The organism is Streptomyces sp. NPDC127108, from assembly GCF_042677545.1.
Taxonomy (GTDB): Bacteria; Actinomycetota; Actinomycetes; order Streptomycetales; family Streptomycetaceae; genus Streptomyces.
The window spans coordinates 73,637-89,173 of sequence record NZ_JBHXTE010000031.1 but is presented as its reverse complement, the minus strand read 5'-3'; the positions used below and the strand labels follow the sequence as shown (position 1 = coordinate 89,173).

The 15,537-nt window shown below is 71.7% G+C and carries 13 protein-coding genes; 7 read left to right on the top strand and 6 right to left on the bottom strand.

The features are described 5' to 3' along the window. The first annotated feature begins 24 nt into the window (after positions 1 to 24). Positions 25 to 1,161: a hypothetical protein gene (locus ACFVHO_RS25230; protein ID WP_385718764.1), complete on the top strand. Its 1,137-nt coding sequence runs from the start codon at positions 25 to 27 to the stop codon at positions 1,159 to 1,161. A 32-nt stretch (positions 1,162 to 1,193) separates the two neighbouring features. On the opposite strand, the gene ACFVHO_RS25225 is transcribed toward ACFVHO_RS25230, so the two are convergent. Continuing rightward, positions 1,194 to 1,958, bottom strand: coding sequence for a Mut7-C RNAse domain-containing protein (locus tag ACFVHO_RS25225; RefSeq protein ID WP_385718762.1), 765 nt, complete (start codon positions 1,956 to 1,958; stop codon positions 1,194 to 1,196). Between the two features lie 210 nt (positions 1,959 to 2,168). Beyond that, complete coding sequence (locus tag ACFVHO_RS25220; RefSeq protein ID WP_385718759.1) at positions 2,169 to 2,891, bottom strand: hemolysin III family protein; 723 nt, start codon at positions 2,889 to 2,891, stop codon at positions 2,169 to 2,171. A 289-nt stretch (positions 2,892 to 3,180) separates the two neighbouring features. Between ACFVHO_RS25220 and ACFVHO_RS25215 the strand changes: the two genes are divergently transcribed. Beyond that, positions 3,181 to 5,031 (top strand): phosphoenolpyruvate carboxykinase (GTP), encoded by a 1,851-nt coding sequence (locus tag ACFVHO_RS25215; protein WP_385718757.1) that lies wholly within the window; start codon positions 3,181 to 3,183, stop codon positions 5,029 to 5,031. Between the two features lie 79 nt (positions 5,032 to 5,110). Here ACFVHO_RS25215 and ACFVHO_RS25210 read toward each other — a convergent pair whose 3' ends face one another. Both ACFVHO_RS25210 and ACFVHO_RS25205 read right to left on the bottom strand, forming a co-directional pair. Continuing rightward, positions 5,111 to 5,521, bottom strand: a complete 411-nt coding sequence (locus ACFVHO_RS25210; RefSeq protein ID WP_385718754.1) for a hypothetical protein — start codon at positions 5,519 to 5,521, stop codon at positions 5,111 to 5,113. Between the two features lie 103 nt (positions 5,522 to 5,624). Beyond that, a complete protein-coding gene (locus tag ACFVHO_RS25205; protein WP_385718751.1) occupies positions 5,625 to 6,836 on the bottom strand; it encodes a pyridoxal phosphate-dependent aminotransferase in 1,212 nt (403 codons plus the stop codon). 243 nt (positions 6,837 to 7,079) lie between these two features. On the opposite strand from ACFVHO_RS25205, the gene ACFVHO_RS25200 reads away from it, so the two are divergent. Beyond that, positions 7,080 to 7,949, top strand: a complete 870-nt coding sequence (locus ACFVHO_RS25200) for a serine protease (RefSeq protein WP_385718748.1) — start codon at positions 7,080 to 7,082, stop codon at positions 7,947 to 7,949. A gap of 12 nt (positions 7,950 to 7,961) precedes the next feature. On the opposite strand, the gene ACFVHO_RS25195 is transcribed toward ACFVHO_RS25200, so the two are convergent. Beyond that, entirely contained in the window at positions 7,962 to 9,593 is a 1,632-nt protein-coding gene (locus ACFVHO_RS25195; RefSeq protein ID WP_385718745.1) for an amidohydrolase family protein, read from the bottom strand. Between the two features lie 373 nt (positions 9,594 to 9,966). Next, a complete protein-coding gene (locus ACFVHO_RS25190; RefSeq protein ID WP_385718742.1) occupies positions 9,967 to 11,277 on the bottom strand; it encodes an alanine racemase in 1,311 nt (436 codons plus the stop codon). Positions 11,278 to 11,479: 202 nt separating this feature from the next. Between ACFVHO_RS25190 and ACFVHO_RS25185 the strand changes: the two genes are divergently transcribed. From ACFVHO_RS25185 to ACFVHO_RS25170, 4 genes are all read left to right on the top strand, one after another. Further along, positions 11,480 to 12,568, top strand: a complete 1,089-nt coding sequence (locus tag ACFVHO_RS25185) for a sugar kinase (RefSeq protein ID WP_385718739.1) — start codon at positions 11,480 to 11,482, stop codon at positions 12,566 to 12,568. Continuing rightward, entirely contained in the window at positions 12,565 to 13,317 is a 753-nt protein-coding gene (locus tag ACFVHO_RS25180; RefSeq protein ID WP_289946440.1) for an IclR family transcriptional regulator, read from the top strand. Before ACFVHO_RS25185 ends, ACFVHO_RS25180 begins: the two co-directional genes overlap by 4 nt. A gap of 82 nt (positions 13,318 to 13,399) precedes the next feature. Then, positions 13,400 to 13,810, top strand: coding sequence for a RidA family protein (locus ACFVHO_RS25175; RefSeq protein WP_030357976.1), 411 nt, complete (start codon positions 13,400 to 13,402; stop codon positions 13,808 to 13,810). Positions 13,811 to 14,028: 218 nt separating this feature from the next. Beyond that, positions 14,029 to 15,528, top strand: coding sequence for a GntP family permease (locus ACFVHO_RS25170; protein ID WP_385718734.1), 1,500 nt, complete (start codon positions 14,029 to 14,031; stop codon positions 15,526 to 15,528). The last annotated feature ends 9 nt before the right edge of the window (positions 15,529 to 15,537 follow it).

The window sequence follows — 15,537 nt, the reverse complement described above, 5'->3', positions numbered from 1 at the left end:
ATGCACCCCTTTGATGGAGGTCCCATGGCAGTCAGTCGGCGCAACCTGCTGCGGTCCGCCGCGGCCGTCGTACCGGCGCTCGCGGTCGGGGGCGCGCTGCCCGGCGCGGCCTCGGCGGCGGGCGCGGCCCAGGCGCAGTGGCAGCTCTTCCCGGTCAGCGGCGGCTCGGGGGGCGGTTACGCCTTCAACCGGCTCGGCCTCGCCCCGAACGGCAGCGCCACCGCGCTCGCCACGTACATCACCTTCGACGGGAACAGCACCGAGGAGGAACCCGCCGCGTTCGGGTTCGACGGCAGGACCTGGGAGTCGTACCGGCACAGCCGCTTCCCCGACGGCACCAGACCCCTGAACGGCCTGTCGGTCGAGACGGGCGGAGCCTGGGGCGTGGGCTCGAGATGGAACAAGCAGACGATGCGGGACGACGCCCAGATCCTGTACTGGGACGGCAGCACGTGGGCCGACAGGACCGCGGGTGCCGCCATCGGTGAGCCCCATGACGTCGACGGGACCGGGGCCGACGTCTGGGTGGTCGGCGGCGCGAAGCATCCGGCCACCGGTGCGGTGGCGTTGCGCCGCGGCGGCTCGGGCTGGACGTCGGTGCCGCTGCCGTCCGGGCTCGGCGCCGGGGCGCGGCTGCTCACCGTGCGGGTCGTCGCCGCCGACGACGTCTGGGCGGGCGGCTTCACGGCGGCCGAGGCCTTCGGGACGCGGACGCCGCTGGTGCTGCACTGGAACGGGTCGTCCTGGAAGAAGCTGCCCAACCCCTTCGGCACGGCCAACGGGCAGGTGTCCTCGCTCCTGTCGCACGGCGGCGCGCTGTGGGCCGGGGGCTTCACCGGGCCCGGCATCGGCGGCGGGGTCGGCGACCGTGCCGCCGTGGCCGCGTGGAACGGCGGCGCGTGGTCGTCGCGGACCCCGGCGGGCCTGGAGGCCTCCGAGGCCACGCAGTTGGCGGCGTACGGCTCGGAGGTGTGGGTCGCCGGCAGGCGCACGCCGCTGCAGCGCTGGACCGGCGGGTCCTGGTCCCCGGCGGCCGGACCGAAGCCGGAGCCGCTGACCGTAGGTGCGCTGGCCACCGCCGCGGACGGGTCGCTGTGGCTCGGTGGCAACACCGAGGGCGGCAGCGCGTACTTCTTCGCGCGGCTCCCGGCGGCCTCCTGACCGAACCGGCTTCCGGGGGACCGGGGGAGGCGTCAGCCGGGCGGCAGCGCGACCGTGCCCTCCGACGCGGCGACGGCCTGCCGGACGATGGACTGCAGGCGTTCGTGGTGGGCGCCCCGCCAGTACACGCGGGCGCAGTCGCCGCACTCCGCGAACACGTCGTACGTCCCCCGGGTGCCGCCTTCGAGCCGCTCGGCCACGTCCTCCTTGGTGGCGGCCCGCAGCGTGCCGTTGCAGGCCGTGCAGCGCGTCCACGGCCGCAGCGGCGGCGCGAACCGCTCCAGGACGTCGCTGAGCTGGTCATCGGGCCGGTCGCTGTAGACGTACGCCCCCGCCCACAGCTCACGGCGGCGCAGCAGTCCCCGGTCCCGGCTCAGCAGGACGCGGCGCTCGGCGGCGGAGCGGGCGGCGAGCGCGGGGTCGCCGATGTCCGTGCTCTCGTACGCGGTGTCGACGCCGAGCAGCCGCAGGCGCCGGGCGAGGGTGCCGAGGTGGACGTCGAGCAGGAAGCGCAGCGGTTCCTCGGGGGACTGCTCGTCGGGCCGCACCCGCTGGGGCCGCGGCACGCAGCGCACCTCGACCCGCTGTCCCGCGGCGGGCACATGGCCCGCCGGGACCTCGCGGCCGTCCACGACGAGCGCGCCGACCTCGGTGAGGGGGACGCCGAGCGACTCCACGACATGCCCCAGCGAGGACGCGCCGTCGGTGACGGCGGTGGTGGCGCGTCCGCGGCGCTCGTGCGGGACGAACAGGGCCAGGTCTGGGGCGAAGTCGATGAGGATCTCCGGACCGTTCATCGGCCCAGGATGGCATGTTCTGGCGGGGGCGCCCTGGGGTTTGTGGCTTGCCGTTCTCGGCTGGGGCTGCGCCCCTTTCCCCCCTGTTGGCGCTTCGCGCCTCGTCCTCAAGCGCCGGACGGGCTGATTCGTGCCTCGGTTGGTTCAGACGTGTGCGGGTCAGAGCCCCCGGGCCATGCCACCCGACCGTGCCCCTGCCCCCCTGCCACCTCACGCGTGCTGATACGCCACCATCGAGATCCCCACGTAGTGCACCGCGAACGCCGCCAGGGTGAACGAGTGGAAGACCTCGTGGAAGCCGAACCAGCGGGGGGAGGGGTTGGGGCGTTTGAAGCCGTAGACCACGCCGCCGACGCTGTAGAGGAGGCCGCCCACGACGACCAGGACCAGGACGGCGATGCCGCCGGTGCGCAGGAAGTCGGGGAGGAAGAAGACGGCTGCCCAGCCCATGGCCAGGTAGCAGGGGGTGTAGAGCCAGCGCGGGGCGCCGACCCAGAAGACGCGGAAGACGATGCCCGCGGCGGCGGCCGCCCAGATGCCCCACATCAGCCACTGGCCCTTGGCGTCGGGCAGGAGCAGCAGGGTCAGCGGGGTGTACGTGCCCGCGATGATCAGGAAGATGTTGGCGTGGTCGAGCCTGCGCAGGACGCCGTCCGCGCGGGGGCTCCAGTTGCCGCGGTGGTAGAGCGCGCTGACGCCGAACAGCAGGCAGGCCGTGAGGACGTAGATCCCGCACGCTATGCGGCCGCGGGTGGAGTCGGCGAGGGCGGTCAGGAAGAGGCCGGAGACGAGCACCGCGGGGAACATCCCGGCGTGCAGCCAGCCGCGCAGCTTGGGCTTCACCGGATGGACGGGCGCGGACGTGTCGGCCGGGGCCGCGTCGGGGCCGCCTTCGGGGGCGTTCACGAGCGCGTCGGGGACGGGTGAAGTCATGGGCGGCATCGTACCTACGGAACCGTAAGTTAGGTGTCAAAGGGGATGCGGACTGAGCTTACTAGTGGTGAGGCTCACGGTCACGGGGTGGGGAGAAGTGCGGTGGGCGGGAGTGGCAATGCTCACGCCGCTCAGTTGTGGGGCACTCTGGACAGATGCGCATATGCGTCGGATGATCAAATGAGTGCGGTCGGCACCGGATGAGCGCCAGGAAGATCGAAGCAGTGAAGCATCCGGGTCGCAGCCCCCACGGGGCCCCAACCACAAAAACCCTCGTATAGGAGCAATCGTGGCGCGCGATATCGCGGCTCCCCCGTCAGTGACGTCCCCGGACACCGTCCCCACCGACCACCAGGCCCTCGTGTCCTGGGTGAACGAGATCGCCGAACTGACCCAGCCGGACAGCGTGGTCTGGTGTGACGGCTCCGAGGCCGAGTACGAGCGCCTGTGCGAGGAGCTCGTGGCCAAGGGCACCTTCAAGAAGCTGGACCCGATCAAGCGGCCCAACTCCTACTACGCGGCCTCCGACCCGACCGACGTCGCCCGCGTCGAGGACCGCACGTACATCTGCTCCGAGAAGGAGGCGGACGCCGGGCCCACCAACCACTGGAAGGCCCCCGCGGAGATGCGGGAGGTCTTCTCCGGCACGGGCGGCGAGGGCGGGATCTTCCGGGGCTCCATGCGCGGGCGCACGATGTACGTCGTGCCGTTCTGCATGGGCCCGCTCGGCTCGCCGCTGTCCGCGATCGGCGTCGAGATCACCGACTCCGCGTACGTCGCCGTGTCCATGCGCACCATGACCCGCATGGGACAGCCGGTCCTGGACGAGCTCGGCTCCGACGGCTTCTTCGTGAAGGCCGTGCACACCCTCGGCGCCCCGCTGGAGCCCGGCCAGGCGGACGTACCGTGGCCCTGCAACTCCACGAAGTACATCTCGCACTTCCCGGAGTCCCGCGAGATCTGGTCGTACGGCTCCGGCTACGGCGGCAACGCCCTGCTCGGCAAGAAGTGCTACGCCCTGCGCATCGCGTCCGTCATGGCGCGCGACGAGGGCTGGCTCGCCGAGCACATGCTGATCCTCAAGCTGACGCCGCCGACCGGTGAGTCCAAGTACGTCGCCGCCGCCTTCCCGTCCGCCTGCGGCAAGACCAACCTGGCCATGCTGGAGCCCACGATCTCCGGCTGGACCGTGGAGACCATCGGCGACGACATCGCCTGGATGCGGTTCGGCGCGGACGGCCGCCTCTACGCGATCAACCCCGAGGCCGGCTTCTTCGGCGTCGCGCCCGGCACCGGCGAGCACACCAACGCCAACGCGATGAAGACGCTGTGGGGCAACTCCGTCTTCACCAACGTCGCCCTCACCGACGACAACGACGTCTGGTGGGAGGGCATGACCGAGGAGCAGCCCAAGCACCTCACGGACTGGAAGGGCAACGACTGGACGCCCGACTCGGAGACCCCGGCGGCCCACCCCAACGCCCGGTTCACCGTACCCGCGTCGCAGTGCCCGATCATCGCGCCCGAGTGGGAGGACCCCAAGGGCGTGCCGATCTCGGCGATCCTCTTCGGCGGCCGCCGCGCCTCCGCGGTGCCGCTCGTCACCGAGTCCCTCAGCTGGAACCACGGTGTCTTCCTGGGTGCGAACGTCGCCTCCGAGAAGACCGCCGCGGCCGAGGGCAAGGTCGGCGAACTGCGCCGCGACCCGTTCGCGATGCTGCCGTTCTGCGGCTACAACATGGGCGACTACATGGCCCACTGGGTGGACGTGGCCAAGGACAAGGACCAGTCCAAGCTGCCGAAGATCTACTACGTGAACTGGTTCCGCAAGAACGCGGACGGCAAGTTCGTGTGGCCCGGCTTCGGTGAGAACTCCCGCGTCCTGAAGTGGATCGTCGACCGTCTCGACGGGCGCGCCGAGGGCGTGGAGACCCCCATCGGCGTCCTTCCGACGCCCGCGTCCCTGGACACGAACGGCCTCGAACTGCCCGCCGCCGACCTGGAGTTCCTGCTCACGGTCGACAAGGAGGTCTGGCGCGAGGAGGCCGCGCTCGTCCCCGAGCACCTGAACACCTTCGGGGACCACACCCCGAAGGAGCTGTGGGACGAGTACCGCGCGCTGGTCGCCCGTCTGGGCTGACCCGACCGGTACCGACAGGTGCCTGACCGGTAGATGACACCCGGGCCGCACGCCGCTGAGGCGCGCGGCCCGGGGTCGTTCAGGCGGCGCCCACGAGGTGGGCGGCGGCCGCGTGCGCGTCCATGCGCTCGGCGGCCAGGATCGCCGCGCCGGTGTCGGCGCGGGAGGCGGCCACCACCAGGGCGCGGCCCGCGAGGGCGTGCGCGCGCTGGTGCAGGCCCGACACGTGCGGCTCGTGGATGGCGGCGACCACGGCCGAGCGGACCGGCGGCAGCCCGCCGCGCAGGCGGGTGACCTGGGCGGCCAGCTGCTCGGCGGCGGCGTCGAGGTCCGGCGAGGGGGTGAGCCCGCGCAGCTCGTCGGTCACGGCGAGCAGGGCGGCGAGGTGTCCGGCGAGCTGGATGTCCAGCTCCTCCTCGCGGGAGCGGTGCGGGAAGTCGCCCGGGTCGGCCATGGCATGGACCGACTTGGTGCGGATCGGCTCGTACATGAGATGGCCTCCAAGCGGGTTGCTTGAAAGTCATCCTAGCTTAGATTCTGTCTAAAGTTGAGTCGATCCTGGAAAGCGGGGGCGCGCCCGGCCGCGAGCGGGGCTACGGCTGGCTGTAGCCGTCCAGGAAGCTGCCGATCCGGGTCACCGCGTCCGCCAGGTCCGGCGCCGTCGGCAGCGTCACCACGCGGAAGTGGTCGGGCTCGGGCCAGTTGAAGCCGGTGCCGTGGACGACCATGATCTTCTCGGCGCGGAGCAGGTCGAGGACGAGCTGACGGTCGTCCTTGACCTTGAAGACCTTCGGGTCGAGCCGCGGGAAGAGGTACAGCGACCCCTTCGGCTTCACGCAGGTCACGCCCGGGATCTGGGTCAGCAGGTCGTACGCCGTGTCGCGCTGTTCGAGCAGGCGTCCGCCCGGGAGCACCAGGTCGTTGATGGTCTGCCTGCCGCTGAGCGCGGCGACCACGCCGTGCTGGCCCGGCATGTTCGCGCACAGGCGCATGTTCGCCAGGATCGTCAGGCCCTCGATGTACGAGGCGGCGTGGGCCTTCGGTCCGGAGACCGACATCCAGCCGACGCGGTATCCGGCCACGCGGTACGCCTTCGACATGCCGTTGAACGTGAGCGTCAGGAGGTCCGGGGCGACCGCGGCGGTCGGCGTGTGCGTGGCGCCGTCGTACAGGATCTTGTCGTAGATCTCGTCCGAGCAGACCAGGAGGTTGTGGCGGCGCGCGATGTCGGTGAGGGCGCGGACCATCGCCTCGTCGTAGACCGCCCCGGTCGGGTTGTTCGGGTTGATGATCACCATCGCCTTGGTGCGGTCGGTGATCTTGCGCTCGATGTCGGCGAGGTCGGGCATCCAGTCGGCCTGCTCGTCGCAGCGGTAGTGCACGGCGGTGCCGCCGGAGAGGGAGACCGCGGCGGTCCACAGGGGGTAGTCGGGTGCCGGGACCAGGACCTCGTCGCCGTCGTCGAGCAGGCCCTGCATGGCCATCACGATCAGCTCGGAGACGCCGTTGCCGATGAAGACGTGCTCGACGTCGGTCTCGATGCCGAGCGTCTGGTTGTGCATCACCACGGCGCGGCGCGCCGCCAGCAGGCCCTTCGCGTCGCCGTACCCGTGGGCGTCGCCGACGTTGCGGAGGATGTCCTCAAGGATCTCCGGCGGGCACTCGAAGCCGAAGGCCGCGGGGTTGCCGGTGTTGAGCTTGAGGATGCGGTGGCCTGCGGCTTCCAGGCGCATCGCCTCCTCGAGCACCGGGCCCCGGATCTCGTAACAGACGTTGGCGAGCTTGGTCGACTGGATCACCTGCATCCCCCGAGGGTATCGGGCGGGGGCGCCTTGGGTGGGGAGAGCTCGGTCACCTGTGCCCGTTGTCGGGTGCGGGTTCGTTCGGGTTGCTCGCGCAGTTCCCCGCGCCCCTGGCCATACATCTCTGGCGTCGGACTTGGCTGTACGCGGTCTTGTGGTGGCGTCGGCGGGACCCAACAATGCGCATGACAAACCTGAGGGCTCAAGAGGCTCTCGGTCGTGCAGTCATTCAGAGGGGACCCCCACATGAACAAGCCTCTCGTCGGAACCGCGCTCGCCGCCGTACTCCTCGGTGCCGCGAGCGTGCCCGCGGCGGCCGTCAGCAATGACGCGCCGTCGTCCGACAAGCGGACGGCGGCCGCCGTCAAGGCACCGGCCGCCAAGGCCGTGAGCTTCGCCGGCACCGTGGCGCTCAGCAACTGTTCCGGCTCCGTCGTCCGCGTACCGTCGTCGCAGCCGACCGACCCGGCGCTCGTGATGTCCAACGGGCACTGCCTGGAGACCGGCTTCCCGGCCCCCGGCCAGGTCATCGTCGACCGCGCCTCGTCCCGCAGCTTCACGCTCCTGAACGCGAGCGGCGGGAACGCGGGCACCGTGCGCGCCAGCAAGATCGCGTACGGCACGATGACCGACACGGACGTCTCGCTCTACCAGCTCACCAGCACGTACAAGGACATCGAGACCCGGTACGGGATCAAGGCCCTTGAGCTGGACTCCGCGCGGCCCGCGCAGGGCAAGGCCATCACGGTCGTGTCCGGCTACTGGAAGCGGATGTACAAGTGCAACGTCGACGGCTTCGCGTACCAGTTGAAGGAGGGGCGCTGGACCTGGAAGGACTCGGTCCGCTACACCTCCGCGTGCCAGACGATCGGCGGTACCTCGGGCTCGCCGGTGGTCGACGACGCGACCGGCAAGGTCGTCGCCGTCAACAACACCGGCAATGAGAACGGCGAGCGCTGCACGGACAACAACCCGTGCGAGGTCGACCAGAACGGCAAGGTGACCGTCCGCCAGGGCATCAACTACGGCCAGCAGACCTACACGATCGTGCCGTGCGTCGGCGCGGGCAACAAGATCGACCTGAACCGTCCGGGCTGCACGCTGCCCAAGCCCTGACCCTCCCGGGGATCAGGTCCCGGTCCGGCGCACGGCACGTCCCGCGAGGACGTCCGTGCGCCGGCCGTCCTCGATCACGAACCTGCCGTCGATCAGAACGTGCGGGATGCCGACGGGGAGCGTGCGCGGAGCCTCGAACGTCGAGCCCGCCGCGACCGTGTCCGGGTCGAAGAGGACCAGGTCGGCGCGGTAGCCCTCGCGGACGAGGCCCCGGTCGGGCAGGCGGAGGCGGGCCGCCGGACGCGAGGTGAGGTGCGCGACGCACTCCTCCAGGGACAGCACCCCCAACTCCCTCACGTACTTGCCGAGGTACTGCGGGAACGTGCCGTACGCCCGCGGGTGCGGCTTGAAGCCCTGCAGGATGCCGTCGCTGCCGCCCGTGTGCACCGGATGGCGCATGATCGCCCGGACGTTCTCCTCGTGGCCCACGTGCTGGAGGATCGTCGAGCCGAGCCGGTCGTTGATCAGCAGCCGCCGCGCCGTCACCCAGGGCTCCTCGCCGCGCATGTCCGCCGACTGCTGGATCGTCTTGCCCACGCAGGAGGCGAGACCCGGGTCGGAGACCCCTGAGATCTCGATCGTGTCCCACTCGATGGGCACGCCGTGGCACCCGTCCGCGCCGACGACCTCCATGTGGTGGCGGATCCGCGCGGCCGTCCCGTCGTCCTGGAGCCGGGCGAGGATCGCGTCGGGGCCGCCCTCGCTCGCCCAGCTCGGCAGCATCGCCACGAGCGTCGTGCAGCCGGGCGTGTACGGGTACGTGTCCAGGGTGATGTCGGCCCCGGCCGCGAGCGCGTCGTCCAGGAGCGCGAGGAGGTCCGGTGCCTTTCCCTTGTTCACGCCGAAGTTCATGGTGGCGTGGGCGAGGTGGAGGGGGCAGTCCGCGGAGCGCGTCAGCTCCACCATCTCCTCGTACGCCTCCAGGGCGCCCGCGCCGTAACTGCGGTGGTGCGGGCAGTAGTAGCCGCCGTACGACGCCACCACCCGGCACAGCTCGGTGAGTTCGGCGTCCTTCGCGTACATGCCCGGGGTGTACGTCAGGCCCGACGACATGCCGACGGCGCCCTCGCGCATGCCCCGCGCGACCAGCTCCCTCATCCGCTCCAGCTCGGCCGCCGTCGCCTCGCGGTCCTCCCAGCCCATCGCGTACATCCGGACCGTGCCCTGCGGGATCAGGTACGCCGCGTTCACCGCGATGCCGCGGCCGCCGTGCGCCCCGTCCAGGCGGTCCAGGTACTCGCCGACCGAGCGCCAGTCGAAGTCGATGGAGGTGTCCCCGGGCGCACCGCCGTTCCAGCCCGTGATGGCCTGGCGGACCTGGGCCAGGGTGCGGTCGTCCACCGGGGCGTACGACAGGCCGTCCTGGCCGATGACCTCCAGGGTGACGCCCTGGGCCGCCTTCGCGCTGTGGTCGGGGTCGCGGAGCAGGGCTAGGTCGCTGTGGGCGTGCATGTCGATGAAGCCGGGGGCGAGGGCGAGGCCGTCGGCCTCCACCGTCCTCGTGCCCGCCGGTGCGGTCGGGCGGGGGCCCGTGCCCTCTCGGTGGATCTCCGTAATGCGGCCCTCTGCTATGGCCACGTCGGCTCTGTACGAGGCGTCGCCCGTGCCGTCGATGAGGCGGGCTCCGCGGATGACCAGGTCCATGGTGTGGGTGCCTTTCTGGTGCGGGTGGTTGCGTCCTCGCGGGGGCGCCCCAGTCCCACCCCTTTCCCGAAACCATGGGCTTCGCCCCTGGACCCCGGGGGTGGGTGTCCCGTTGCCGTGGGACAGTCCGCCCCCGATCGGCGCTCCGCGCCTCGTCCTCAAACGCCGGACGGGCTGAGAACAACTTCGCCGAGGCGGGCTGAAAGGGACCGGGCGGGCTCTCCCAGGCAGACAGGCCGGGCAGATGGTGCCGACCGCCAGGGTCGAACGACTGGTGGGGGCGGGTGGGTGGGAGATAGCCCGTCCGGCGATTGAGGACGAGGCGCGGAGCGCCGATTGGGGGAGGGGTGGCCCAGCCGCACCGGACGTGGGGTCAGAAGTAGGTGCGGATGTAGTCCGTGACCGTTCCGTCGGCCTCGACGAGGGGGATCAGCTGCCACTTGTCGAAGGACGTGCAGGGGTGGGAGAGCCCGAGCCCGACCCAGTCCCCGACGTCGAGGTCCGCGCCGGAGGAGGTCCGGAGCCACCCGTGCTGGTCGGAGAGCCCGGTCACGGTGACCCCGTCGGCGGCGGTCTCCGTCCCGTCGGCCCGCCGGACGACCTGCGCGGCGGGCAGATCCAGGTCGTACGCGGCGTCCCGCTTACCGGCGTTGACGAAGGCCTGCTCGGACGTGGGCCGCGAGACGACCTGTGCCCACAGCCGGAAGGCGGGCTGGAGGGCCCCCTCCGAGGGGACGCGGTTGAACGGCGTGAGGTGCGCGTAGTGCCCGTCGTCGTGGGAGACGTACGCCCCGGAGCGAAGGAGCTTCAGGACGGGCAGCGAGAGCCGCGGGACGGAGGCGAACTCGTCGGCCACCGCGTCGAACCACGCGGACCCCCCGGCACTGAGGACGATCTCGTCGAGCCCGCCGGACTTGAACCGCCCCGCCACGTCGAACTCCTCGGCGAGCGCGACGAGCCGCCGCAGCCAGGCGTGCACGCGCTCGGGCGTGGCGTCCGGCACCTCCCCTTCGTACCCGGCGACACCGACGAGCCGCAGCGTCCCGACCTCGGCGACGGCGTCGGCGACGGCGGCGCAGTCGGCCTCGGTGCGCGCGCCGGTGCGGGCACCGTCGCCGGCGGCGAGTTCGACGACGACGTCGACGGGGCGGCGCGCGCCCGCCGAGCGGAGGGCGGCGTCCATCAACTCCACGCCGCGTACCGAGTCGACGTAGCAGACGAAGCGGAAGTCGGGGTCGGCGTCGAGCTCGGCGGCGAGCCAGGCGAGGGCGGCCGCGTCGACGAGTTCGTTGGCGAGGAAGATCCGGGCGACGCCGAACTCGCGTGCCACGCGCACCTGGTGGGGGACGGCGAGGGTGATGCCCCAGGCGCCGTGGGCGAGTTGGCGCTCGAAGAGCTGGGGGGCCATGGACGTCTTGCCGTGCGGCGCGAAGGCGAGGGCGTGCCGGGTGGCGTACTCCTCCATGAGCGCCAGGTTGTGCTCCAGGCGCTCGGCGGACAGGGCGAGCACGGGGGTGGTGAAGCCGCCGGTGAAGAGGTTGCGGCGCTCGGCGGCGAGCTCGCCGACGGTCAGCCCGTCGGCGTCCGGCGGCAGCGCCTTGAAGCGGTGGTCGATCCGCTCGTCGGCGAGGCGCTGGGCGGTGTGCGCGCGGCGGTCGGCGGGGGCGGGCTTGTCGGCGGCCATGGGGCGCCTCCTCGGCTCTTCGGGCCCGTCAGCCTGGCGCTGCGCGAGCTCCTCGGTGTGGCTTCGCAACGCCCCCCATCGCGGGCGTTGCACAATATGCAACGTTCATTGCGTATGTCGCTTACTGCTGTCTAACATCCGAGCCAACGCCGGGTCAACGGATCCGGCGGGCGAGTGAAGCGAGCGAGAGGCTGACACCGACGTGACCCGAGCAGGCGCCGCCGGAGACACGAACTCCCTGGACACCGACGTGGTGGCGGTGGGCGAGTCCATGGTGACGTTCCTGCCGTCGCGCCCGGGACGGCTCGCCGACGTGCCGTCGTTCGAGCGCGGCATCGGCGGCGCCGAGTCGAACGTCGCCTGCGCCCTGGCCGCCGCGGGCCACCGCACCCGCTGGGTCGGCCGCGTCGGCGCCGACGGCTTCGGCGACCACCTGATCGAGACGATCGGGCACTACGGCGTCGACACCTCCGCCGTCGGCCGCGACCCGCACCGCCCCACCGGCATCTACTTCCGCACCGCCGACGACCGCGGCACCGACGCCCACGAGGTCGTCTACTACCGCGCGGGCTCCGCCGCCTCCGCGATGTCGCCCGCGAACATGCCCTACGACGCCCTCTGGTCGGGCCGCGTCCTGCACCTCTCCGGCATCACCGCCGCCCTCTCCGCCGACTGCCTCGCCCTCGTCCGCGACCTGTGCGACCGCAAGCCCGGCCGCCGCTCCCTGGTCTCCTTCGACGTCAACCACCGCCCAGGGCTCTGGCGCGACGGCGACGGCGCCGGCGTGCTTCTCGACCTCGCGCGCGGCGCCGACCTCGTCTTCGTCGGCGAGGACGAGGCCGCGGCGGCCTGGGACGTCACCGGCGGCCCGGCCGCGATCCGGGCGGCGCTCCCCGAGCCCGCCGTGCTCGTCGTCAAGCAGGGCGCCCGCGGCGCGACGGTCTTCGCCGCCGACCACGCCACCGGGTGCGACACCATCACCTTCGTGCCCGCGCTGCGCGTCGACGTCGTCGCGCCCGTCGGCGCCGGGGACGCCTTCGCCGCCGGTTTCCTCTCCGCGACCCTGCGCGGCCTGCCCGCCGAGCGCCGCCTGCGCCACGGCCACCTGATGGCCGCCGCCGCGCTCACCGTCCCCGGTGACCTCGCGACCCCGCCGTCGCGCGGCCACGCCGACACGCTCGCCGCCCTGGACCCCGCCGACTGGGAGACTCTGCGTCTTCGCCCCGGCTGGACGGCGGCCGACCCGACCCGGGCCACCGCCGTGGCCGACGAGGAGGTACGTACGTCATGAGCCAGACCGTCGACCGCGCCCTGTCCATCCTGCCGCTTCTCGCCGAGGGCCCCGCCGACCTCGGCCAGGTCGCCGACCGCCTCGGCGTGCACAAGTCCACGGCCCTGCGGCTCCTGCGCACCCTGCACGAACACGGCCTGGTCTTCCGCCAGTCCGACCAGCGCTACCGCCTGGGCGCCCGGCTCTTCGCGCTCGCCCAGGAGGCCGTGGAGAACCTCGACGTCCGCGAGATCGCGCACCCGCACCTGCTCGCCCTCAACGAGAAGTGCGGGCACACCGTCCACCTCGCCGTGTACGAGGAGCAGGAAGTCCTCTACATCGACAAGGTCGAGAGCCGCTACCCGGTCCGCATGTACTCGCGCATCGGCAAGCCCGTCGCCATCACCGTCGCCGCCGTCGCCAAGCTGCTGCTCTCCGACTTCCCCGAGGCCGAGCGCCGCGCCTTCGCGGAGAAGCTCGACTATCCCGCGTACACGTCCCGTTCCACCCCCAACGCCGCCGCCTTCCTCAAGGAGCTGGCGCAGGTGCGCGAACAGGGCTGGGCCACCGACCTCGGCGGCCACGAGGAGTCCATCAACTGCGTCGGCGCCCCCATCCGCGGCGCCGACGGCCGGGTCGTCGCCGCCATGTCGGTGTCCGCCCCGAACGTCGTGGTCACCGCCGAGGAACTGCTGCGGCTCCTTCCGCTGGTGCGGCGCACGGCGGAGGCCATCAGCAGGGAGTACTCGGGCCACGCCCCGGAGAAGTAGTCCCAGGGAACCCCGGGTTCCGTCAGCCCGGCGCCACTCGGCACCCAGCACCCGTAACACCCCTGAAGGAAAGAGCAAGTTCATGAGCGAGAAGACCGCCATCACCCCCGCCACCCACACCGCCCCGCCCGCGAAGTTCTCGCACGGCGTCAAGAAGGGCAACATCCTCCAGGTCGCGGGCCAGGTCGGCTTCCTGCCCGCCGAGGAGGGCAAGGCCCCCACCCCCGCGGGCCCCACCCTGCGCGAGCAGACCCTGCAGACCTTCGCCAACGTCAAGGCGATCCTCGAAGAGGGCGGCGCCACCTGGGACGACGTGATGATGATGCGCGTCTACCTCACGGACGTGGACCACTTCGCGGAGATGAACGAGATCTACAACCAGTACTTCGAGGAGCAGGGCCTCAAGGCCCCGGCGTCCGCCCGCACCACCGTGTACGTCGGCCTGCCCAAGGGCCTGCTCATCGAGATCGACGCGCTGGCCGTACTCGGCTGACCGCCGTCGCCCGCGCCGGCTGAGCGGGGCAGGCCGCACCCGGCCTCCCCGTCTCCCGCCGCACCCCACCCCCCGCACGCAAGCCGCACGTCGTCACGGCGCCGCGCCCCACTCCCCCAAGCTCTCGGCTTCGCTCGAGCAGGGGGGGACCCCCATCCGGGGCGCCGCGCCGCGATCCCCCCTGCCCAAGAAAGCCCCATGCACTTACGAGGTCAACGATGTCCCCGTCCTCCCCCCTGTCCGCGACACTCGCGGCCACCGCCCCCGCACCAGAGACACCACCGCACACCGGCGGCCTGATGGCCCTGATCGACGGCACGGCAGGCCTGCTGACCGTCGCGGCCCTCGGGATCCTGCTGCTCCTCTTCCTGATCATCAAGGTCAGGCTCCAGCCGTTCGTCGCGCTCCTCGCGGTCTCCATAGCCGTCGGCCTGGCGGCGGGCCTCTCGGTCACCGAACTCTTCGGCACCGTCCAGAAGTCGGACGCGGTCTCCCTCATCGAGTCCGGCATGGGCGGCATCCTCGGCCATGTCGCGATCATCATCGGCCTCGGCACCATGCTCGGCGCGATCCTGGAGGTCTCCGGCGGCGCCGAGGTGCTGTCCAAGCGCCTCCTCGACCTCTTCGGCGAGAAGCGCGCCCCCGTGGCCATGGGCCTGACCGGCCTCATCTTCGGCATCCCGGTCTTCTTCGACGTCGGCATCTTCGTCCTCGCGCCGATCGTGTACGCCGCCGCCAAGCGCAGCGGCAAGTCGATCCTGCTCTACTGCCTGCCGCTGCTCGCGGGCCTGTCCATGACCCACGCCTTCCTGCCCCCGCACCCCGGGCCCGTGGCGGCCGCGGGGCTGCTGAAGGTGGACCTCGGCTGGGTCATCCTCATGGGCATCGTCTGCGGCGTCCCGGCCGTGCTCGCGGCCTGGGTGTTCGCCGCCTGGATCGGCAAGCGGATCTTCGTCCCCGTACCGCAGGACATGCTGGAGGCCTCCGAGGAGGCGAAGGCGGCCGTCGCCGAGGAGCAGCGCGCGCAGGGCCTGACCCCGACGGAGGAGCCGGTCGCGCTGAGCACCGTCTTCCTGATCATCGGCACCCCGCTCCTTCTCATCCTGCTCGCGACGTTCTCCTCGATCGCCTTCGACCCGTCCACGCTCCGCAGCGTGATCGAGTTCTTCGGCCACCCCTTCGTCGCCCTGACGATCGCGCTCCTGATGGCGTACTACCTGCTCGGCATCCGCCGCGGCTGGTCCCGCAAGTCCCTGGAGACGGTGTCCACGGCGTCCCTGAAGCCGGTCGGCAACATCCTGCTCGTGGTCGGCGCGGGCGGGGTCTTCGGCGCCGTGCTCAAGGGCAGCGGCGTCGCGGGCGCCCTCGCCGACACCTTCAACGACGTGGGTCTGCCGGTCATCGTCCTCGCGTACCTCATCTCCCTGGTCCTGCGCGTGGCCCAGGGATCGGCGACGGTCGCGATCGTCACCACGGCGGGCATCGTCGCGCCGCTGCTCGCCGAGGGCGACTACTCCAACGCCTTCACGGCCCTGGTCATCATGGCCATCTCCGCGGGCTCGATCTTCGCCTCGCACGTCAACGACGGCGGCTTCTGGATCGTGGCGAAGTACTTCGGCATCTCCGAGCGCGACACCCTGAAGACCTGGACGGTCCTGGAGTCGGTGCTCTCGGTCGCGGGGTTCGCGGTGGCGGCGGTGGTGAGCCTGTTCGTGTAGCCGTACCTC